The 19,791-nt window shown below is 75.2% G+C and carries 17 protein-coding genes; 2 read left to right on the forward strand and 15 right to left on the reverse strand.

The features are described from left to right. Nucleotides 1-95 precede the first annotated feature (95 nt). From ACH4PY_RS32580 to ACH4PY_RS32610, 7 genes are all read right to left on the reverse strand, one after another. The gene (locus ACH4PY_RS32580; RefSeq protein WP_398191359.1) at nt 96-1,505 is read right to left on the reverse strand and encodes a methylaspartate mutase; all 1,410 of its coding nucleotides are present in this window, start codon (nt 1,503-1,505) and stop codon (nt 96-98) included. A gap of 12 nt (nt 1,506-1,517) precedes the next feature. Then, nucleotides 1,518-1,967, reverse strand: coding sequence for a cobalamin-dependent protein (locus ACH4PY_RS32585; RefSeq protein WP_398191361.1), 450 nt, complete (start codon nt 1,965-1,967; stop codon nt 1,518-1,520). 73 nt (nt 1,968-2,040) lie between these two features. Then, nucleotides 2,041-3,357, reverse strand: coding sequence for a fatty acid desaturase (locus ACH4PY_RS32590; protein ID WP_398191365.1), 1,317 nt, complete (start codon nt 3,355-3,357; stop codon nt 2,041-2,043). Between the two features lie 3 nt (nt 3,358-3,360). Continuing rightward, the gene (locus tag ACH4PY_RS32595) at nt 3,361-4,926 is read right to left on the reverse strand and encodes a pyridoxal phosphate-dependent decarboxylase family protein (RefSeq protein ID WP_398191368.1); all 1,566 of its coding nucleotides are present in this window, start codon (nt 4,924-4,926) and stop codon (nt 3,361-3,363) included. A gap of 185 nt (nt 4,927-5,111) precedes the next feature. Beyond that, nucleotides 5,112-5,924, reverse strand: a complete 813-nt coding sequence (locus tag ACH4PY_RS32600; protein WP_398191371.1) for a hypothetical protein — start codon at nt 5,922-5,924, stop codon at nt 5,112-5,114. Next, nucleotides 5,897-8,866 (reverse strand): AfsR/SARP family transcriptional regulator, encoded by a 2,970-nt coding sequence (locus tag ACH4PY_RS32605; protein WP_398191374.1) that lies wholly within the window; start codon nt 8,864-8,866, stop codon nt 5,897-5,899. The genes ACH4PY_RS32600 and ACH4PY_RS32605 overlap by 28 nt, the downstream gene beginning before the upstream one ends. Beyond that, nucleotides 8,866-9,963, reverse strand: coding sequence for an EamA family transporter (locus ACH4PY_RS32610; protein WP_398191377.1), 1,098 nt, complete (start codon nt 9,961-9,963; stop codon nt 8,866-8,868). Before ACH4PY_RS32610 ends, ACH4PY_RS32605 begins: the two co-directional genes overlap by 1 nt. A gap of 116 nt (nt 9,964-10,079) precedes the next feature. Here ACH4PY_RS32610 and ACH4PY_RS32615 point away from each other — a divergent pair, with 116 nt between their 5' ends. Then, nucleotides 10,080-10,661: a CGNR zinc finger domain-containing protein gene (locus tag ACH4PY_RS32615; RefSeq protein ID WP_398191380.1), complete on the forward strand. Its 582-nt coding sequence runs from the start codon at nt 10,080-10,082 to the stop codon at nt 10,659-10,661. Between the two features lie 36 nt (nt 10,662-10,697). On the opposite strand, the gene ACH4PY_RS32620 is transcribed toward ACH4PY_RS32615, so the two are convergent. The 7 genes from ACH4PY_RS32620 to ACH4PY_RS32650 all read right to left on the reverse strand — a co-directional run bounded on the left by ACH4PY_RS32620 (nt 10,698) and on the right by ACH4PY_RS32650 (nt 18,236). Further along, nucleotides 10,698-11,186 (reverse strand): YbaK/EbsC family protein, encoded by a 489-nt coding sequence (locus ACH4PY_RS32620; RefSeq protein WP_398191383.1) that lies wholly within the window; start codon nt 11,184-11,186, stop codon nt 10,698-10,700. 40 nt (nt 11,187-11,226) lie between these two features. Next, on the reverse strand, nt 11,227-12,570 hold the full coding sequence (locus tag ACH4PY_RS32625) for an MFS transporter (protein ID WP_398191386.1): 1,344 nt from the start codon (nt 12,568-12,570) through the stop codon (nt 11,227-11,229). Further along, the gene (locus ACH4PY_RS32630) at nt 12,563-13,546 is read right to left on the reverse strand and encodes a RimK family alpha-L-glutamate ligase (protein ID WP_398191389.1); all 984 of its coding nucleotides are present in this window, start codon (nt 13,544-13,546) and stop codon (nt 12,563-12,565) included. The genes ACH4PY_RS32625 and ACH4PY_RS32630 overlap by 8 nt, the downstream gene beginning before the upstream one ends. Nucleotides 13,547-13,673: 127 nt before the next feature. Continuing rightward, complete coding sequence (locus ACH4PY_RS32635) at nt 13,674-15,026, reverse strand: peptide ligase PGM1-related protein (protein WP_398191392.1); 1,353 nt, start codon at nt 15,024-15,026, stop codon at nt 13,674-13,676. A gap of 16 nt (nt 15,027-15,042) precedes the next feature. Next, nucleotides 15,043-16,122, reverse strand: coding sequence for an amino acid--tRNA ligase-related protein (locus tag ACH4PY_RS32640; RefSeq protein WP_398191394.1), 1,080 nt, complete (start codon nt 16,120-16,122; stop codon nt 15,043-15,045). A gap of 25 nt (nt 16,123-16,147) precedes the next feature. Then, nucleotides 16,148-17,536: an FAD-binding oxidoreductase gene (locus ACH4PY_RS32645; RefSeq protein ID WP_398191397.1), complete on the reverse strand. Its 1,389-nt coding sequence runs from the start codon at nt 17,534-17,536 to the stop codon at nt 16,148-16,150. Nucleotides 17,537-17,678: 142 nt separating this feature from the next. Then, nucleotides 17,679-18,236: a putative glycolipid-binding domain-containing protein gene (locus ACH4PY_RS32650; RefSeq protein ID WP_398191400.1), complete on the reverse strand. Its 558-nt coding sequence runs from the start codon at nt 18,234-18,236 to the stop codon at nt 17,679-17,681. A 118-nt stretch (nt 18,237-18,354) separates the two neighbouring features. Here ACH4PY_RS32650 and ACH4PY_RS32655 point away from each other — a divergent pair, with 118 nt between their 5' ends. Continuing rightward, nucleotides 18,355-18,780, forward strand: coding sequence for a PPOX class F420-dependent oxidoreductase (locus ACH4PY_RS32655; RefSeq protein ID WP_398191403.1), 426 nt, complete (start codon nt 18,355-18,357; stop codon nt 18,778-18,780). Between the two features lie 40 nt (nt 18,781-18,820). On the opposite strand, the gene ACH4PY_RS32660 is transcribed toward ACH4PY_RS32655, so the two are convergent. Then, nucleotides 18,821-19,774, reverse strand: a complete 954-nt coding sequence (locus tag ACH4PY_RS32660; RefSeq protein ID WP_398191405.1) for a helix-turn-helix transcriptional regulator — start codon at nt 19,772-19,774, stop codon at nt 18,821-18,823. Between the last annotated feature and the right edge of the window lie 17 nt (nt 19,775-19,791).

The raw sequence follows: 19,791 nt of genomic DNA on the forward strand, positions 1-19,791 counted from the left end.
GTTCCCGTCCTCGGGGTGGGCCGGTGCAGGGTGGCCCGGCGCACGGTGCTGGGCCTCGGGCGGGCGCGGCTCGGGTGCGCCGCCCCGGCTGGGGGTCAGATGCTCTCGGCGGCGCGGCGGGCGGACCGTACGCCGCCCGCCGCGGTGCGGACGTCCGTGGTGAGGAAGTAGTCGATGTCCGCGCTCAGGCTCTCGATCAGGCCGCGCCCGCGGGACCGTCCGGCCAGCCGCCCGGCGTGGAAGCGGCGGACCGGCGCGGAGAACGGCAGGCCGCCGGTGTCCAGGTAGCGGATGGCGCCGCGGGCGTCGCGCTGCGGCAGGACCGCGGAGCGGGCGTGCCGGCTCGCGCTGAACGGGATGTCCAGCGTGCCGTCGGCGAAGGCCGCCGCGATGTCCTCGGGCAGGCTGCCGCCGGACAGGACCGGGCCGACCATCTCCTCCACCTCGCGCTGCATCCAGTACATCTCCTCGGCCACCCGCGACTCGTCCACCGGCACCGGCCCCGCCGCGTCGGCGAGCCCGCGGGCGACCGTGCGGATGCCGCGGACGTTGGCCGCGGCGTCGGGGATGCCGCGGGCCTCCTGGTCGGTCTTGTTGACGACCTTGGTGGCGCGGCCCAGTCCGGCGACGAGCCCCCCGTAGCGGATCAGCTCCCCGGCCGCCGCCGGGTCCTTGGGGAAGACGCCCATGAACTGGTGCAGCACCGGGTGGACCCGCACGGACGCGGGCAGGTGACGGCGGGCCAGCTCCCGGATCGAGCGCAGCGCGGCGATGTCCTGGTGCGCCTCGCCGCCCTGCGGATAGGACACCGACAGGCACCGCACCCCCTGCCGGGCCGCGGACACGGCCTCCAGCAGGGTGACGGCGAGGCTGATCGACGGGGGGACGAGCACCGCGGTGAGCGTTCCGAACAGCTCGCGGTCGACGATCACGCCCTCGCGCGCCAGTTCCCCGCAGGCCGCGTCCACGTTCTGCCAGCAGCTCAGTGACCGGAGCAGCGGCACGTCCTTGGAGTAGGGGAGGTTGTAGCCGATCCCGCCGCCCTCGAAGGAGGTGATGCCGGACGCCACCGCGACCGCGAACAGGTCCTGGGCGTCGGGCGAGCCGTGCCGGATCTCCAGCGGCACCGCGACCGCGCGGTCGAGTTCCCGGCCCCGCCGCCAGCCGTGCGCGACCAGCGGGTAGCCGTTGAGCCGGCCCGGGTCGGCGTCCAGCAGCCGCCGGGCGGCGGTGAAGCGGGCCAGCCGGGTGTAGGAGTCGATCGTCAGCGACAGCACCCCCGGGTGCGCCCCGTCCTCCAGCTCGCGCAGCAGCGCCAGCATCTCGCGGTGGCCGCCGACCCCGCAGCGCGGCTGGATCACCGTGCGGTCGTCGCGTTCGGCCGCCGCGAGGACGTCCGCCACCCGGGGCTTGCGGGCGCCCCGCAGGTACCCGGTCACCTCGTCGGCGTCGGGCAGCCCGCCGGCGGTGTCGGGCGCGACCTCCAGGGCATCGAGCCAGGACACCTGGGACACCCCTCACCGGGAGTGGGACAGGGGTCCGCGGCGGGCGGCGGCGAGGACGTCCAGCAGCAGCGGGAGCTGCGTGGCGTCGGTCAGCACGTGGTCCACGCCCAGCGAGCGCAGCCGCCGCTCGTCGTCGTCCTCGTCCTTGTGGCTGCCGACGGACAGGTTGCCGCCCACCACGATCGGGCAGCGCAGCGCTCCCCCGGCCCGCAGCCGGGGCAGGTCCCGCAGGTCGTCGAAGGCGTGGCCGTTGACGCTGCCGATGACGACGGCCTCGGCGCCGGGGTGCTCGGCGTAGGCGCGGGCGAAGTCGGCCAGCGGCGTGCAGACGCCGAGGTTCACGACGTCGAGCCCGTGCTCGCGCAGCTGCATCTCGATGAGCCGGTTGGCCACGGTGTGCGCGTCGCTCTCGGCGACACCGAGGATCACGGTGCGGGCGGTTCCGGGGTTCGGGGCGTTCACGGGGTTCTCCTCGTCGGGGACGCGCCGTGCGGACGCGGTCGGGGCGGGACGGGTACGGGAAGGGGCGCGCCGGTCAGTCGTCGAAGGCGGCGTAGAGCTTGCGCCGGTCCAGCTCGGACAGCCGCCGGACGTCGTACTCGGCGGGGTCGGCCGCCGCCAGCGAGTCGAAGACGCTGCTGATCGCCGGGCCGAGCCCCCAGACCTCGCGGTACGCGGGCCAGCCGCGGTGCCCGGCCGCGTCGTCGGCGGCGCGCTCGAAGACGTAGTCGGCCCAGGCCCGGCTCATGGGGTGCCGGTGGTGGAAGTCGTGGCACACGGTGTCCCCGGTCAGCACGAGGTAGCGCGCGGGGAGGTGCACCAGCAGCATGCGGGTCCACCAGCGGGTCCAGGCCGCGAGGAAGGCGGCTCCGCGCAGGCCGGGCGCGGGCGCCCGCTCGCCCAGGAAGATCGCGTTGGTCAGCCCCGCGAAGTAGTCCTTGCCCCGGCGGGCGGGCGCGGCGGGGTCGGGGAAGGTGTGCTTCACGCACAGCCGCAGGGTGTTGCTCACCTGGTAGAAGACGGTGAGCGGCAGCACCCAGCAGACCAGCAGGAAGGTCCAGCCGTGCAGCCACCAGGCCGCGGCCGCCACGGCGGCCAGCGCCAGGGCGGCCACCGCCCGTTCCGCCGGGCCCGCCGAGCCGTACCAGGACTGCCCCCGCGAGCGCAGGAAGCGCAGGTGGAAGAGGGGCGACACCAGCTTCCCCAGCACCCGGCGCCACATCTGGCGCCGCGTCATGCCGGGGCGCAGCTCCAGGCTCACCAGGAAGGCCTGCACCGTGGGGTCGCGCAGTGTCATGTGGTGCAGGGCGTGGTGGTCGGCGACGTGCTCGGAGCTGTAGTCGGTGAAGTGCTGGATCACCAGCAGGGCGCAGATCACCCGGCCGACGAGGCGGTCGGGGCCGGGCCGCGCCCACATGTTCCGGTGCGCGCACTGGTGGAAGACCATCATCCGCAGGTTGCGCATGCCGTGCAGGGTCATCGCCCAGCCCGGGACCAGCAGCGCGAGCCAGCCGCTGCCCAGGGTGAGGGCGGCGGCGCCCGTGGTCAGGCCCGCGGCCATCGACACCGTGGCGTTGACCAGGTGCGCGGTGGGGGTGAGGTGGAGGGGCTTCTGACCGGTGTGCGGCTTGCCGGTGAGGAAGGTCAGCGGCAGGGCGCAGAGCCCGCGCAGGGCCGGCATCGAGTCGCGGACGCCCTGGTCCGGCACGGCGGTGATGCGCGCCACGGGTACGGGCGCCGCCGTGGGGGCGGCGGGCACGGTCATGGTGGCGCCGTCCGTCGCGCCGGTGCCGCCGGGGCGGTCAGGGCTGCCGGGGCCGTCCGGGCGGGTGCGCCGGAGGGGGAGGGCCATCGCTCACGCCTCCGCCGTGGCCGCGGGGGCGGCCGTAGGGTCCGCCGCTCCGGCGTCGCCGTCGAGGGCGAGCGCGGTGTTCACGACGGCGTCGAGCACGCGGTCCACGTCGCCGGGCGTGGTGGCCGGGTTGAGCATCATGAGCTTGAGGAAGACCGGCCGGCTGCCGTCGGGCCCGGCCACCCGGGTACGGGCCAGCAGCGCGGTGCCGTCGGCCATCAGGCGGCGGCGCAGGGCGCCGTTGAGCACGTCGGCCCGCTCGGCAGCACCCTCTTCCGCGTCCTGCGGCAGGTAGCGGAAGAGCACCGTGCTCAGCAGCGGGGTGACGGCGAGCTGCAGCCGCGGCTCGGCGGCGATCCGGTCGGCCGCGTGCAGCGCCAGCTCGTGGCAGCGGTCGACCATGCGGGCCATGCCGTCGCGGCCGTGGGCGCGCAGGGTGACGGCGACCTTGAGCGCGTCGGCCCGGCGGGTGGCCTGCACGGAGTTGCCGTAGAGGCCGAAGTACCCGGCCTCCTTGTCGTCCAGGGCGTTGAGGGTGGTCGTCTGCTGGGCGAGCGGGGTGAGCGAGGCGGCGTCCTTGACCAGGAAGACGCCCGTCGAGGCCGGTGTCCAGCCGAACTTGTGCAGGTCCATGGTGATCGAGTCGGCCTCGGCGATGCCGTCGAGCATGCCGCGCAGCCGGGGGGACAGCAGCGCCCCGCCGCCGTACGCGGCGTCCGCGTGCAGCCAGACCCCGTGCCGGTGGACGATGTCGGCGAGCACCCGCAGCTGGTCGGTCCAGCCCTCGTCGGTGGAGCCCGCGCACGCGATCACCGCCACCGGTACGACGTCGGCGGGCAGTTCGGCCAGCGTCCGGTCCAGTTCGGCGGGGATCAGCCGCCCGGCGGCGTCGGCGGGGGCGGGCAGCAGGGCGTCCTCGCCGAGGCCGGTGATGCCCATCGCGCGGCCGATCGAGAAGTGGGTCGCCGCGGAGCAGAGCACCACGGGGCGCCGTCCGCCGCCCGTCAGGCCCCCGGCGAACGGGGTGCGCCCGTCGGCGTCGCCGAGGATGTTGTCGCGCGCGGCCAGCACCGCCATCAGGTTCGAGATGCTGCCCCCGGCGGTGAGGGTTCCGCCCGCCCCGGGGCCGTACCCGGCGAGCGCGGCCAGCTCCCGCACCACGTAGCGCTCCAGCTCCAGCGCGAAGGGCCCGCTCTCCCAGGCGTGCAGCGACTGGTTCAGGGTCGCCGTCACGAGTTCGGCGGCCACGGCGACGGTGGTCGGCGGGCACTGCATGCGGGCCATCGTGGCCGGGTGGGTGATGTCCACCGACCAGTGGGCGTAGGCCGTGACGAGGTCGCCGAAGACGTCCTGTGCCGGCTGCGGCGTGTCCGGCAGCAGCGGCCCGGCGAGCGCGCGCCGGGCGGCCTCGGCGGCGGCCGCGGGGCCGCCGGGGAGCACGGGTCCCGAGCGCACCGGGTGCGCGTCGCGCAGGATGTCGATGGCGGTGTTGACCAGGGTGCGCAGGTGTTCCAGTCCCTCGACGGTCCCGGCCGGCTGGAACACGGACGTGCTCTTCTCGTCGGTCATGAGCATGTCATTACCTCCGTGAGGAGTGCGGATGGTCCGAACGGCTCGTGCGTGTACGCCCGGCGGCACGGCTGCTGCCCGGCCGCGGCGACGCTCCCCATTCGACGCAAAGGGGCTATCCGTGCGCTATCCGCCGACGATCGGACGGCTGTCACGGTGCCCGCTCCCCCGGGCGGACCAGCGGTTCAGTCGCGGCGCGGGCGGCCCAGTCCGCAGGCCAGCGCGGCCCTGCACAGCTCGACGGTGAACCACCGGTTGTAGGTGCCGAGGCCGTAGAGGTCCACCAGGACCGTCTCACCGGCCGGGCGGCGCACGGGAAGGGGGCCGGACAGCACGTCGCCGAGACACGCCAGGGCCGGGGCGGGCATCCGGGCCGGACGCTGCCGCGCGTCGTCCACCACGAGCCGGTCGGCCCGCTCGTAGAGGGTCCGGGCGAGCCGCCGCCCGGTGGCGTTGACCAGCACCGCGCCGCGCGAGAGCCAGTCGTACGCCACCGTGTCGCCGTGCGAGGTCAGGATCACCAGGTCGGCGCCGAACAGCGCCTCGCGGACGTCCGCCGCCCGGGTCTGCGCCGCCCCGGCGCCGCGTGCCGCGGAGCCCCTGGGCGCGCGGACGGCGCCGCCGTCGTAGAGGGCGACATGCGTGAGGTCGGGCAGCGCCCTGCCGAGCAGCGCGGGATACGCCCGGTCCGCGGCGGCCGGACCCACCAGGCCCGCGGTCACCACGCCCGGCACCGTCAGGGCGCGCGCGGCGGCCGCGCACAGACAGGCGCGCCACAGCCGCAGGACGCCGGAGGCGGGCAGGGCGACACCCGGGCTGAGCAGGCGGCCGGACAGCAGCAGTTCGTCCGCCGCCGGGCGCACCCGCAGCAGCGGCGTGCCGTCCCCGCCGCGCTCCGCGGCCGTCAGCGCCTCGTACGTCACCGCGGCCGGGTCGAGGAGGTGGAAGGCGTCCTCGGTCTCCTCGGCGGTCAGGCGTACAGGGCCGGCTGGACGCATGGTCGCTCCCCTGCGGTCGAGGGCGGCGCGGGGGGCCGCCGCAGCCTGCCGTGCGGCTCCCCCGTACCCGCCCGGCGGGCATCGGCCGCGGGTTCCGCCGAGGGTGCGGCGCCGAGTGCGAGCAGCACCCGGCCCTCCAGGAGCCGGTCGCCGGCCACCCGGGAGATCCGCAGCGCCTGCTCCAGCGCGGTCGCGGCCCGCACGTACCGGTGCTGGCCGCGGCGGACGAGGCCGAGCCCGTACAGCGCGCGGGCCTCGGTGGCGCTGTCCTGGTCGTCACGGGCGATGCGCAGCGCCCAGTGGAAGCTGCGCTCGGCGGCCTCGATCCGGCCGGTGTGCAGGTGCAGTTCGCCGAACCGGCAGCGCACCAGCGCCTCGGCCCGGTAGGAGCCCGCGCGGCGGCACAGGCTCAGCGCCCGCACCAGCGGCTTGCGGGCGAGCTGGTACTGACCGGCCGCCATCCGGGCCGCCGCGATGTCGTGCAGCACGTACGCCTTGCCGATCCGGTCGCCGGCCCGGCGCAGCGAGCCCAGCGCGGCCGACCAGTCGCGGTGGGCGGCGTCCGGGTGACCGGCCAGCTGGTGCCACTGGCCCAGCGCGCGCAGCGTCAGCCCGGTGCCGTGCTCGTCGCCGATCTCCGTGAACAGCCCGAGGGCGGTGTCCAGATGGGCCTTGGCGCTGTCGGCGTGCTCCTGGCTCAGGTCGAGGCAGCCGAGCGAGTAGTGACTGGCGGCGGTGCCGCGCCGCAGGCCCGCCCGGGCGGCGGCGGCCGCGGCGGTACCCGCGGTCTCGCGCCAGTCGGCGGTGTAGCCGCGGGCCCTGAACAAGGTGGTGGCGCTCAGCGCCAGGTCCCAGCACAGCTCGGGCAGGTCGTGCTCGGCGGCCTGCCGGACGGCGGCGGTCAGCGACTGCCGCTCGCTCTCGAACCAGCTCATGGGCCGGGCCAGCTGGCGTTCGTACACCGCGGTCGGCAGCCGGTCGCGGGGCGCCGGGCCGTGCAGGGTCAGGTAGTCGCCGCCGTACTCGCGCAGGTGCGCCTCACCGGCCAGCGACAGCCAGCCGCCCAGGGCCCTGGCCAGCGCGGGGCGCTGCTCCTCGACGGGCTCCTCCTCGTGCAGCCGCTCCCGCGCGAAGGCCCGCACCAGGCCGTGGAAGCGGTAGCGGGCGGTCCGGGCGGGGGCGGCGCCGGACGCCTCCAGCAGGCGCGCGTCGACCAGGTCCTCCAGCACGTTCTCGGCGTCCGGCAGGCCACCCGGGCACAGCGCGGCGGCCACCCAGCCGGGGAAGTCCGGGGTGTGCAGCATCGCGAGGCGGCGGAAGAGCTGCCGGGCGTCCGGGGCGAGGTCGTCGTAGGCGACCCGCAGGCAGCCGCGGACCTGGAGGTTGCCGTGCACCAGCTCGCTCAGCATCTGCGGCTCGTCGTCGAGCCGTTCGACGAGGTGGCCGACCTGCCAGTGCCGCTTGGCGGCCAGCCGGGCCCCGGCGATGCGCAGCGCCAGCGGCAGCCCGCCGCAGCGCCGGACGAGGTCCCGGACCGGCTCGGGTTCGTCGGCGGCCCGCTGGGCGCCGATGATGAGGGTGAGCAGTTCCGCGGACCGGGCGGGGTCCAGCACGTCCAGGTCCACCTGGCAGGCGCCGGGCAGCCCGGTGGCCCGCCGGCGGCTGGTGGTGATGACCGCGCAGCCGCTGCCGCTCGGCGACAGGCAGGCGACCTGCCGTTCGTTGGCGTTGTCCAGCACGATGAGCGCGCGGGCCGACGCCAGCCGGGTGCGGTAGAGCTTGGCCCGCTCGTCGGGGTCGTCGGGGATGTGCTGCCCGCTCACGCCCAGCGCCCGCAGGAAACCGCCCCGCACCTCGTGGGCGCCCTGCGCCGGATCGGCGAAGCGGCCCATGTCGGCGAAGAGCTGCCCGTCGGGGTAGGCGGCGGCGACCTGGTAGGCGGCGTGCACCGCGAGGCTGGTCTTGCCGACCCCGGGCTGCCCGCTGACGGCCACCGTCCGCGCCGCGGACCCGCCGTCCGCGCCGGGCGCCCCGTCGTCGCCGGCGTCCGCCCGGCGGCCGGCCAGCAGGAAGTCGCGGATCCGGGCCAGTTCCGCCCGGCGCCCGGTGAAGTCCGGCAGGTCGGCCTGGAGTTGGCGCGGCACCGGGGCGACAGCTGCGAGGCCGGGCGGCACCGCGCGCTCCGGCGCGGTCCGCGGCGGGTCCAGCCGGGCGGCGCGGGCGAGCATGTCGTGGTGCAGGCGGCGCAGTTCCGGACTGGGCTCGATGCCCAGCTCCCGGACGAACCGGGCCCGCACCCTGCGGTAGCAGTCCAGCGCCTCGGCCTGGCGCCCCGACCGGTAGAGCGCCAGCATCAGCTGCTCCTGGATCCGCTCCCGGAACGGCTGCTCGACCGCCAGCGCGGCCAGTTCGCTGGTGACCTCGTGGTGCCGGCCCAGCTGGAGGTCGAGCCGGAGCCGCTCCTCGGTCGCCGCCAGCCGGGCCTCCTCCAGCTCGGCGGCCCCGGCCCGGACCACCTGGCTGGTGATGCCCGCGAGCGCGGGGCCGCGCCACAGCGCGAGGGCCTCCCGCAACCGGTCGGCGGCCAGCCGGGGTTCGTCCCGGCGGACCGCGGCGCGGGCGTCGGCGACCAGGTGCTGGAAGGTGTGCGCGTCCAGCGCCTCGTCGGGCAGGGTCAGCATGTAGCCGGGCGGGCGGGTGGTGATCGCGGCCTCGCCCGCGGGCAGGCTGCGGCGCAGCGCGGAGATGCAGATGTGGATCTGCGACCTCGCGGTGGAGGGCGGCGAGTCGTCCCACACGGCGTCGATGAGCCGGTCCCAGGGGACGACGTGGTTCGCGGCCAGGGCGAGGACGGACAGCACGATCTGCTGCCGGGGTCCGCCGAGCCGGACCGCCACACCGTCGGCCCGGACTTCCAGCGGGCCGAGTAATCGAAGATTCATCACGAGGGTCCCGTCGCGTCGCTGCGAAGAGTGGCCAGGGGGTCGGCGCCGCCCGAGGGGTCGCCGGAGGGGTCGTGGGAGAGGGCGCCGGAGGGGTCGCCGTGCTGCGGCCGGAGGGCGGCCGGGGAGTTCGGTGCGGGGGCACCGCGGGCTCGCGCCCGCGCGCCGCCGCGCACCGGGCCGGACGACTGCAGGTGGACGACGGCCGCCAGCAGGACGACACCGCCGGTGATCTGGACCGGGCCGATCGTCTGCCCCAGCCAGACCCAGGCCGCCAGTGCCCCGAAGAGCGGCTCCAGCGAAATGATGACGGCGGTGGCCTGCGGGCCGAGCCGCGCCGAGGCCCAGCTGTAGAGCAGGAAGGGCGCGAAGGTGCCGAGCACGCCGATGCCGATGCTCCCGGCCAGCAGCCGGGGCTGCTGGAACAGCGCCGGCGCACCGTGCGGGATCTGCCACAGCGCCCAGATCGCACCGCTCACCACGAAGGCGCCGGTGTTCGCGGCGAGCGCGCCGTGCAGACGCGCCGCCCGGCCGCCGAGCACGGAGAACGCCGCCACGCCCGCGGCGGCGAGCAGCCCCAGCGCGATGCCCGGGGCGCTGCTGCCGGACAGTCCCGCCGTCGGCAGCTCGACCACCAGGGCCACTCCGGCCAGCGCGGCCAGCAGTCCGAGGAGGGTGGCCGGGCGCGGTGCGGTGCGGGTGGAGAGCATCAGGTGGCCGAGGACGAAGGCGGGCGCGAGGTTCTGGAGCACCAGCGCGACGGCGACCGGCAGCTTGTCGATCGCCAGGAACAGCGCGGCGTTGGAGCCCGCCACGGCCAGGCCGAACCCGGTCACCGGCCACAGTCCGCGGGCTCCGGGGCGCAGCCGGGGGCGGCGGACCGCGGCGATCAGCAGCAGTCCGGCGAGCGCGACCCAGGTGCGGACGGCGACGACCTCCAGCGGGGCGGCGCCGTGGTCGAACAGTCCCCCGGCGACGGTGCCGCCGACGCCCCACAGTGCGGTGGCGACGACCGCCGCGACCACGCCGCGGCGGCGGGACGCCACCGAGGACGTCCTCCCGGTGCGCTGCGCGGGGCCGCGTGGCTGGCGGTGCACGATGCCTCTTCCCGGGCCGGGTCGCCGGCCGATCCCTCGATCCGGTTGTTCCTCACTCCGACACCGCGTAACCTACTAAATGTTTTGACGGTTAGTCAACGGAAGGCGGACCCACTGTGAAGCGCCAGGACGCACCGGGCGCGCTGGAGACGGTGCGGGAGTTCATCAACACCTGGGACCTGGAGCTGGCCACCGACGCGCTGGAGACCGCCGACGGGCTGCGCGACTGGCTGCGCGAGCGCGGCCTGATCGCCGCGGGCGAACCCGTCGGGGACGAGGCGCGCCGCCGGGCCGTCGAGGTCCGCGAGTCGCTGCGGGCGCTCGCGGCCACCCACTCCGGGCAGCCGATGGAGCCCGCGGCGGCGCGCGTCCTGGACGATCTCGCGGCCGACGCGGCGGTCCGGCTGAGCTTCCTGCCGGACGGCTCCCAGGACATCGCCTCACGGGGCGGCACGCCGGTCGGCGCGGCGCTGGGCGGGCTGCTGGCCGTCGTGGGCCGCTGCGCGGCCGACGGCAGCTGGCAGCGGCTGAAGGTGTGCCCGGCCGACGACTGCCGCTGGGCCTTCTACGACCACTCCAAGAACCGGTCGGGCACGTGGTGCCAGATGGCCGAGTGCGGCAACCGGACGAAGGCCAGGGCCTTCCGCTCCCGCCACCGGGCAGGGGGCGCGGAGGCGCCCGCCGCCCCGGAACGCTGACCGGCCGCCCCCGCTGCGGGGACGGCCGGACGGCGGCTACTTCGCGATCGGCTCGACCCGCGGCCGGCTCAGCGCCAGGTAGTGCGCGGTGCCCAGCGCGATCGACCGGTCCAGCCGGGCCGCGTTGAAGAAGATCTCCTCGTGCACCAGCAGTTCGGGATCGACCACCACGTCGAGGCTGCCGTCGAAGGAGAACGGGATGACGCACCCGCTGACGCAGCCGGTGACGCGCTCGGCCTCCGACCGTTCGGCCAGCGACGCGTCCGCGCCGCCGAACAGCCGCCGTACCTTGCGGAAGTCCACCCGCCGGTCCCCCGGCACGACGGCCAGCACCATCGGCCCCGGCCGCCCCCTGCCGCGGACCTGCACCACCATGCACTTGGCGGCCTGGGCCAGTTGGTGGCCGCGCAGCGCGCTGGCCCGGTCGGTGCGGCCCTCCGCCGCGTGGTCGATCACCCGGTAGTCCGCGGCGGACGAGTCCAGCGCGGACATCAGCGAGTCGAACGTGCGGTTCCCGCCGTCCATGACGGGTCCCTCCTGTCCTCGGGGGCGGGTTGGCGAACGGTCAGGTGCCGGCCCGCGCGGGTTGGCGGGTGAAGGTGAGCGCGGAGACGGCCGCGGCCGCCAGCCCGACGCCGCCGAAGACCAGCCACGGCGTGCTGCTGAGCGGGTCCGAGGCCACCCGGCTGCCGAAGAAGTTCCCGAAGGTGCCGCCCAGCGCCCAGGAGCCGGCGTAGATGCCGAAGTAGCTGGCGCGGGTGGAGCCGTGGGCGAAGGAGGCGAGGATCAGCTGGGTCGAGAAGAGGATCGCCGTCTCCCCGACGGTGTAGACGACGACACAGCCGAGCAGCCACCACGGGGACCGGCTGAACATCGCCGAGCCGAAGCCGAGCGCGACCATCAGATAGCCGAACGCGGGCATCGCACGGGCGCCCAGCCGGTCGCTCAGCGCCTTCACGAAGCCGATGCCGACCATGCCGGTGACACCGTTGCCGAGGTAGAGCACGCTGATCCAGCCGGTGCCCGCGAGCGCCTCCGAGCGCAGCGGGACGGCCACGCCGAGCTGGGTGAAGAGGAACCACCACGGCAGCATCAGCACCCAGAAGGCCACGAAGGCGCGGTTGCGGAGCACCGCCTTGACGTGCCCGAGCACGCTGTGCTCCGGTTCGCCGGGGCCGCCGTCCGCGCCCGCCCCGCCGCCGACGGCCGCGCCGTCCGGGGCGCCCATCTGCCGGACCACCCCGACCATGAGGACGAACAGCACCCCGCTGGCCACGAAGGGCGCCCGCGTCCCCATCACCAGCAGCGCGGCGGCCAGCGCGGGACCGCCGATGACACCGGCGTTGAGCAGCGCGTTCTCCAGAACGAAGGCCCGCGACCTGATCGGTTCGGGCTGGGCGGCCAGCAGCGCGCTGGCCGGGGCCTCGTAGATCGCCCCGGCCCCGGCGAGGAACGCCGCCACCAGCAGCAGGCCCTGCCCGTCGCACAGCCCGAGCCCGATGAAGCCGACCCCGCGGGCCACCGCTCCGGACCCCATGACCAGCCGGGGGTCGTAACGGTCCGCCAGCGGCCCCGCCAGCACCGGGATCAGCCGGGCGGCCAGCAGGAAGACGGTCAGGGCGACGCCGGTCTGCGCGGTCGTGGCGTGGTCGACCGTGCTGAGCTTGACCGCCAGCAGGGGGAAGGCCACGTAGGTCGCGGCGTTCATCACGAACACCGAGCCGAGGGCCAGTTTGACCGCGCGGGGCAGTTCCTTCAGATCCTGCCGGCGCCGCGCCCACCGGCCCGGACGGGGCCCGGGACCGTCCACGGCGTCAGGAGCGTCCACGGCGTCCAGGGCGTCCGCCGCCTGACCCGCCTGCGCCGTCTCCCGCGCGCCGCGGGCCGTGCCGCTCGTCGTCTCAGCCATGGAGCGAGCCCGCCTCCAGCCGCGCCCGGTCCGCGCGCACGTGCTCGGCGGGCGTCAGGACGTCGCGCATCGGGTCCTCGTGCGTCGAAGTCCCGCGCATCCGGGCCTCCACCAGCCGGTAGACGGACTCCGCGATCCGCTCCTGCCGCTCTTGCGGCACGAAGTACCAGCCGGGGGTGTTGTTGATCTCGATGATCAGGAAGCCGTCGCCGCCGGGGGCGGGGAGGAAGTCCAGCGCCGCGACGGTCAGCCCCATCACCCGCGCGGCGCGCCGGGCGACCTCCAGCATCTCCTCGGGCGCATCGAAGTCCACCGAGCGCGCGCCCTGCATGACGTTGGCCCGCCAGCGGTCCCCGCCGGGCGGGACACGGCGGCAGTTGAGGACCGCCTCGTCGCCGACCAGGGTGATCCGGACGTCGCCCTCGGGGTGCGGGAGGTAGGGCTGGCACATCAGCACACCGTGGTCGGCCAGCAGCCGGTCGACGGTGCCGCCGTCGGACTCCAGGCCGTACACCCGCTCCACGTCGGTCCCGCCGTACCCGAAGGTCGGTTTGAGGACGACCGGGCCCCACTGCGCGAGCGCCTCGGCGACGTCCGCGCGGCTCGCGCAGGAACGGGTCGGCGCGATCGGCAGCCCGGCCGCGCCCAGCCGCGCCATGCTCTGCAGCTTGTGCTCGGTGGCAACGTAGGTGGCCGCCGGGTCGATCACGGTGATTCCCGGGGTCTCGCAGAGCAGCGCGTACCGCTCGTGGTCGGCGCGGAAGCTCGCGGAGCGCAGCTCGGCCCGTGACATCACCACGTCGAAGCGCGCGGCGGGACCGCCCTGCACGTACGCCTGCGGCCCCGTCGCGGTGTGGGCCAGCACGATGTCGTCGAGCGTGAACAGTGTGACGTCATGGCCCCGCCGGGTGCCGGCCTCCAGCAGTCCGACCGACTCCGTCTCCTCCCGGTCCCAACCGAGGATTCCTATCTGCATGTCCACTCTCCTGGTGCGTGATGCCGGGTGGTGCCGGTGCGGTGGTGCCGTGCTGTGCCGTTGTGGCTTGCTGCGGTGCAGGGGCGGCGGCCGCACGGTGACGGCCGCCGCCCTTCTCTCGGGCCCCTCACGCGGCGGCGGCGCCGCGCAGGTAGTCCTCGACGCGCGTCTCCAGTTCCTCGGCCTGGCGCCGGTCGGTGCCGAAGGAGACGATCTCCACGGTCCCGGTCGTCGCCGAGCTGTCGGTGGCCACGACCACGCCGCTGCGCCGCTCGGGTGCGAAGAGCAGGTCCTGCTCCGCCAGGTGGTCGAGCAGGACGGCCAGGCTGCGGGCGGGCAGCGCGTTGTGCGACATGACGACGTGCGAGCGCAGGTAGTCCTCGCCGACCAGCCGGCGGGCCATCACGTCGATGTTGGTGGCGCCCCCGGCCCGCCCGTTGAACTCGGTGAAGAGCATGCGCCCGGCCGGGTCCACGACCGCGTCGATGTTCATCAGCCCCTGGTAGCCGAGCCGCTGGGCCAGCAGGGCGATCTGCTGGCTGTCCGCGCACAGCGCCGCGTGCAGCGGGCCCGGCAGGTCCTGCGGCGGGAAGACGTAGCCCTTCCACACCGGTTCCATGCGCATATGGCCGTAGTTGAGCAGCACCGGGGCGGTGTACGCGGGCACGTACACCTCCGAGGACAGCGTCCTGGCGTGCGGGTGGTAGACCTCGACGACGATCCGGGCGGCGCAGGTGTAGCGGGGCAGGGCCGGGGCGCCGGCCAGCCCGATGCCGTCGAGCGCCGCCCGCACGGCCTCCCGTCCGGGACCGTCCAGGCGCAGCACCCGGTAGGCGCCGAGCCCCACCACGTCGGGGTCGGTGGTGACCAGGACGTTGCCGTCGCCGCCGGAGTTCTGGTCCTGCTTGACGATGACGGAACCGGTACGGGGCAGCAGGTCCGCGACCGCGTCCACGAGTTCGGGGCCGGGATCGACGACCAGGCCCTCGGGCACCGGCACCCCGGCGGCCACGGCCATGGCGCGGAAGACGGACTTGGTGTTGACCAGTTCGACCATGTTCTGCGCGAACACCTCGGCCGGGCCGGGGTCCAGCCCCAGCGCCCGCTGCCATCCGGCGATGTCGCGGTCGTGCAGGTAGCAGCCGACCGTCCAGCGGTCCGGGCCGAGCCCGCTGCGTTCGACGACCGACCGCAGTTCCGCGGCCAGTTCGGGGCGGTCGCCCGGGTACCAGCCGGTCCCGCCGTAGTCGCGCAGGCTCAGGACGGTGAACTCCTCGGGCAGCAGGCCCAGGGTGCCGGCCAGGTAGGCCAGGAAGTCCTTGTTGACCGGGCCGGGGACGACGGCCACGTCCCCGCGGCCCAGCGTCCACAGCAGGCGGTCGCCGATGACGTCGTAGAACGGCCGCACGTCCGGCGGTATGTCCTCCGGCCGCGCCACCATCGCGCGGCTGTTGGGGTTGGCGAACAGCAACTTCGGCATGTCTCGGCTCCTCGGGTCACGGGCGGTAGACGCTGCTGGGCCACTTCTTCTCCTCGGCCACCCGGGAGATCAGCGGGATGTCCCGGATGTCGTCGTGGCCGAGCGCCCACATCAAGAACCGCTCCACGCCCATGCCGAACCCGGAGGTCCGCAGCGGGAACTCCTCCTTCATGCGCACGTACCAGGCGTAGTCGCCCTCCGGCACGCCGTGCACGGCGAGCGCCTTGCGGATGTCGGCGCTCCCGGTGTGGCGTTCGCCGGAGCCGACCACCTCGCCCATGCCGAACAGCAGGTCGGCGTTGTTCGCGGAGCGCTCGGTGCCGTCGGCGAAGGCCTGGTAGAAGGGGTTCGAGAGGTGGTCGAAGTGCGTGACCCAGACGAACTCGTCGACCCGGTCCATCAGCAGCCGCTCGCCCTTCTTGGTGAGCACCCGCCACTCCCCCTCGTCCCGGACCGTCCCCTCGTCGTGCCGCAGCAGGCGGGCGGCCTCGTCGAAGGTGAGCCGCGCGAAGGGGGTGCGGTGCGCGGCCATCCGCTCCAGGTGGGAGACGTCGCCGGTCCACTCCTGGAGCCGGTCGCCGTAGGTGCCGAGGAACGCGCCGGCCAGATGGCGGACGTACCCCTCGACGTACTCGATCAGGTCGTCCAGGCCGCCGGGGATCTCCGCCTCGCTGTGCACGAACTGGTTCAGGTGCGTGGCGTCGGGCTGCTCGCCGCGGAAGGACGGCATGACGGCGTAGCAGCCCTCCGGTGCGAGCCGGCAGCCGTACTCCAGCAGGAACTGGAGGGAGTCGGGCAGGTAGGTGTCCACCCCGCCGACGGTCACGGGCACCGGCTCGGAGTCGCTGCCCAGGCCGGTCGGGCAGGTGATGGTCCTGGTGGTCATGGGCAGGTACATCGCGCGCAGCCCGCGGCCGTGCGCGTACTCCACCGTCGCCCGCAGCACCAGGTCCTCCAGATCGGTGATCAGGCGGTACCAGGGGGAACGCAGCGAGGCGAGGAAGTCGTCGGGGGCGCCGCGCCAGGTGCCCGGGGCCTTGGCGGTGCCCGGCGCCGCCGGGCCGGTGGGGGGTTGTCCGTGCAGGTTCGTCAGCATGCTGCTCTCTCCTTCTCCCGTCGCGTCACCGCGAAGGCCGGACGTTCTGGTTGGAGCGGAAGCGGTTCCCCGGGTCGTAGCGGCTCTTGGCCTCGGCCAGCCGCCGGTAACGGGGCGCGCCGTAGGCACCGACCACCCGGGAGACCCCGGCGTCGGAGGACTCGGCGTCCTGGAGGTAGTTGACGTACACCCCGCCGTGGTTCCAGGGGACCAGCCGGTCCAGGGTGCGGCGGGCCCAGGCGGCGTTCGGCGCGTCCTGGGCCGGGTCGGTCCACTGCGCGGAGGCGGTGCAGATGTAGGGGGCCTCCCGGTTGGGGAAGGCGGAGCGCTCGGCGCCGGAGGGGCGGGCGATGGCGCCGCGCAGGAACTCGAAGTCGACCGAGGAGGCCTGCGAGCACATGTCCGCCCCGGCCAGGGCCAGTTCGGCCGCGGCGCCGGACACCTCGGTCAGGTAGCCGGACTTGGTGTAGTAGCGGTTGCCGTGCGGCTCGGAGGTGTCGCCGAGCGACTGGAGGGTGCGGTAGTCGAGCAGGCCCACCGTCCCGGCGACCGGCTCCACCGCCTCGAACAGCCCGTCGGTGGACTCCGGCCCCTCGGCCGGGTCGCCGAAGCAGGCGACGGACAGGAAGAGCGCGGGCCGGCCGGCCAGCGCCGCGGGCACCCAGTCGTTCGCGGTCACATGGTGGATCGAGCCCACCGCGTGGACGTCGTCGGACTGCTGCTCGGCGAACGCCTGGTAGGCGGCGAGCACCGGGACGGCCTCGGACAGCTCGTAGACCGCGCGCCGGAAGTACACCGGCCCGACCGGCCGCAGCGCCAGGGTGAAGCGGGTGACGACACCGAAGTTGCCGCCGCCGCCGCGCAGCGCCCACAGCAGCTCCGGGTGGCTGTCGTCGTCGGCCTCGACCACGGTGCCGTCCGCGAGCACGACCTCGGCGGCCACCAGGTGGTCGCACGTCAGCCCCCAGGTGCGGGCCAGCCAGCCGTAGCCGCCGCCGAGCGCCAGCCCGCCCAGGCCGGTGTGGGAGACCACCCCGGCCGGGCACGCCAGCCCGTACCGGGTCGTCGCCCGGTCCACGTCCCGCAGCAGGCAGCCGCCGCCGGCCCGGACGAGGGCCGCCGCCGGGTCGACCACCACGTCGTTCATCGGCGACAGGTCGATCATCAGGGCGCCGTCGGCGACGGCGGTCCCCGCCACGTTGTGGCCGCCGCCGCGCACGGTCACCGCGAGCCCGGCCCGGTCGGCGTACCGCAGGGCCGCGCTCACGTCCGCGGCGTCCCGGCACCGGGCGACGGCCGCGGGACGGCGGTCGATCATGCCGTTCCACACCTGCCGGGCCGCCTCGTACTGCGGGCTGCCCGGCACCAGAAGGGCACCGCTGAAGTCGCGGTCCGTGCCCACCGCTGCTGTCATCGTCCACCTCGCTCCCGCTTCCCCCGAGGCGGGCGGGCCGCCTCGCGTTCACGATCACGAGTGAACCGAGGCCGACTATCGAGCAGCTATCCGGCGGCGATCGGCCCGCCGGACGGACGGGGACGTACCGGCCGCGGGCGTGTCACGGCACCCGGCGGGCCATCCCCGGATAGACCACGACCAGCCCGTCCCGGTCGAACTCCAGGTCGCTGCGGTAGTCCCCGGAGGCGTACCGCACCCGCCCGCCGCCGTCCGTGCGGCCCAGGTGGGTGTAGCTCTGCCGGGCCGCCCGCACCGCGAGGCCGGGCACGGACACGAAGGCCACCAGGAAGTCGTGCGCCCCGCCGCGGTGCAGGCCGTGCCGCAGCACCGGCATGGTGTTCGTCAGCGGGGACATGCCCAGGTCGCAGTCGAGGGCGCCCGCCAGCTCCGGCAGCGGGCGGCCGTCCGCCGTCCAGCTGCCGCCCTGCTGCCGCAGCTCCAGCCGCCGGGCGCCGGAGGAGTCCTCGGCGGTGACGGTCAGCCGCCGGGTGGCGTACCGCTCGTCGGTCTCCAGGGCGTACTCCACCCAGTACGGCTCCGGCCGCACCCCGACCGCCCGGCCCCTGCCCCGCAGCGCCCCTTCCTCCCACTCGACCCACGACGTCTCGACCCCACCGGTCTCCTCGACGCTCCATGTGAGCATCCGGACCTCGCCCATCGGCACCTCCAGCCACCGTCACGATCTTCCCCCGGCCTTTCCAACGGCCCGCCCGCCGTCGCCGACACGCCGCCCCGCGAACCGCACCCGAACGGGCCGGACCAGCCATGATGGGGCCATGCCGCAGATGACCGAGCCGCAGTGGCGCGCCTTCCTCGCCCACGGCACCCGCACCGCCAAGCTCGCCACCACCCGCGCCGACGGCCGTCCGCACGTGGCGCCGGTCTGGTTCCTGCTGGACGGCGACGAACTGGTCCTCACCACCGGCCGCGACACGGTCAAGGGCCGCACGCTCGCCCGCGACCCGCGGGTGATGGTGTGCGTGGACGACGAGCAGCCGCCGTTCTCCTTCGTGCTCGTCGAGGGCGTGGCCACCCTCTCCGAGGAGCCGGACGAGCTGCGCCGCTGGGCGGGCCTGATCGCCGGCCGCTACATGGGCGCGGACCGGGCCGAGGAGTTCGGCGCCCGCAACGGCGTCCCCGGCGAGACGCTGGTCCGGGTGCGGATCGAGAAGGTCATCGCCCAGGGCGACCTCGCCGCCTGAACCGCCGTCACCGCGCCGGGCCCACCGCCGCGGCCGGGCGTCACGACGTCGCCTCGCGCGCCCGGTCGCCGAAGACGCGCAGGCGCTCGATCAGGGCCGGTGGCGACTGGACGTGGAAGGGCAGGTTCAGCATCAGCAGGCGAACCGCCATCCAGTCGACCCGGTCGGCGTCCACCTGCCAGCGTGACGTGCCGTCGGGGAGCGCGACGACCTCGCCCGGCGCCTGCCCGAGCCGCGCCCGCAGGACGTCGGCGGGCGCGTCCACGTCCACCACGGCCGGGGCCGTGGGCCACAGGTTGCGCAGCTTGGACTCGACGAACTCCGCCGCGTCGGCGGCCGGAAGCACCCGGTGCGCCGCGCGGGCGCCGGTCGCGGTGACGTCGGTGAGCCGGTCGGCCCGGAAGATGCGCCAGTCGTCGCGCGCCAGGTCCCAGGCCACCAGGTACCAGCGCCGGGCGCTGGCGACCAGCCGCTGCGGTTCGACGTGCCGGCGGGACTCGGCGCCGTCGCCCGCGCGGTAGGCGAAGCGGACGGTCTCGTGGTTGGCGATCGCCCCGGCCAGGACGGTCAGCGCGGACGGCTCGACGCGCGGGCCGCCGCCCGTCATCGTCACGACCGCCGAGCCCAGCGCGCCCACCCGGTGCCGCAGCCGCGACGGCAGCACCTGCTCCAGCTTGGTCAGCGCACGCAGTGACGCCTCCTCGATGCCGTCCACCGCGCCGCCCGCCGCCGCGCGCAGGCCGACGGCGATGGCGACGGCCTCCTCGTCGTCCAGCAGCAGCGGCGGCAGCGCCTTGCCCGCGACCAGGCGGTAGCCACCGGCCGAGCCCATCGTGGCCTCGACGGGGTAGCCCAGCTCACGCAGCCGGTCGACGTCCCGCCGGACGGTGCGGGTGGTCACCGCGAGCCGTTCGGCCAGTTCGGTACCGGACCATTCTCTCGGGGTCTGCAGCAAGGAGAGCAGATTCAGCAGTCGTGCCGGGGTGTCCATCATGATTTCCAGAGTCCGCG

This window comes from Streptomyces sp. NPDC021224 (genome assembly GCF_044332905.1).
In the GTDB taxonomy this organism is placed as follows: domain Bacteria; phylum Actinomycetota; class Actinomycetes; order Streptomycetales; family Streptomycetaceae; genus Actinacidiphila.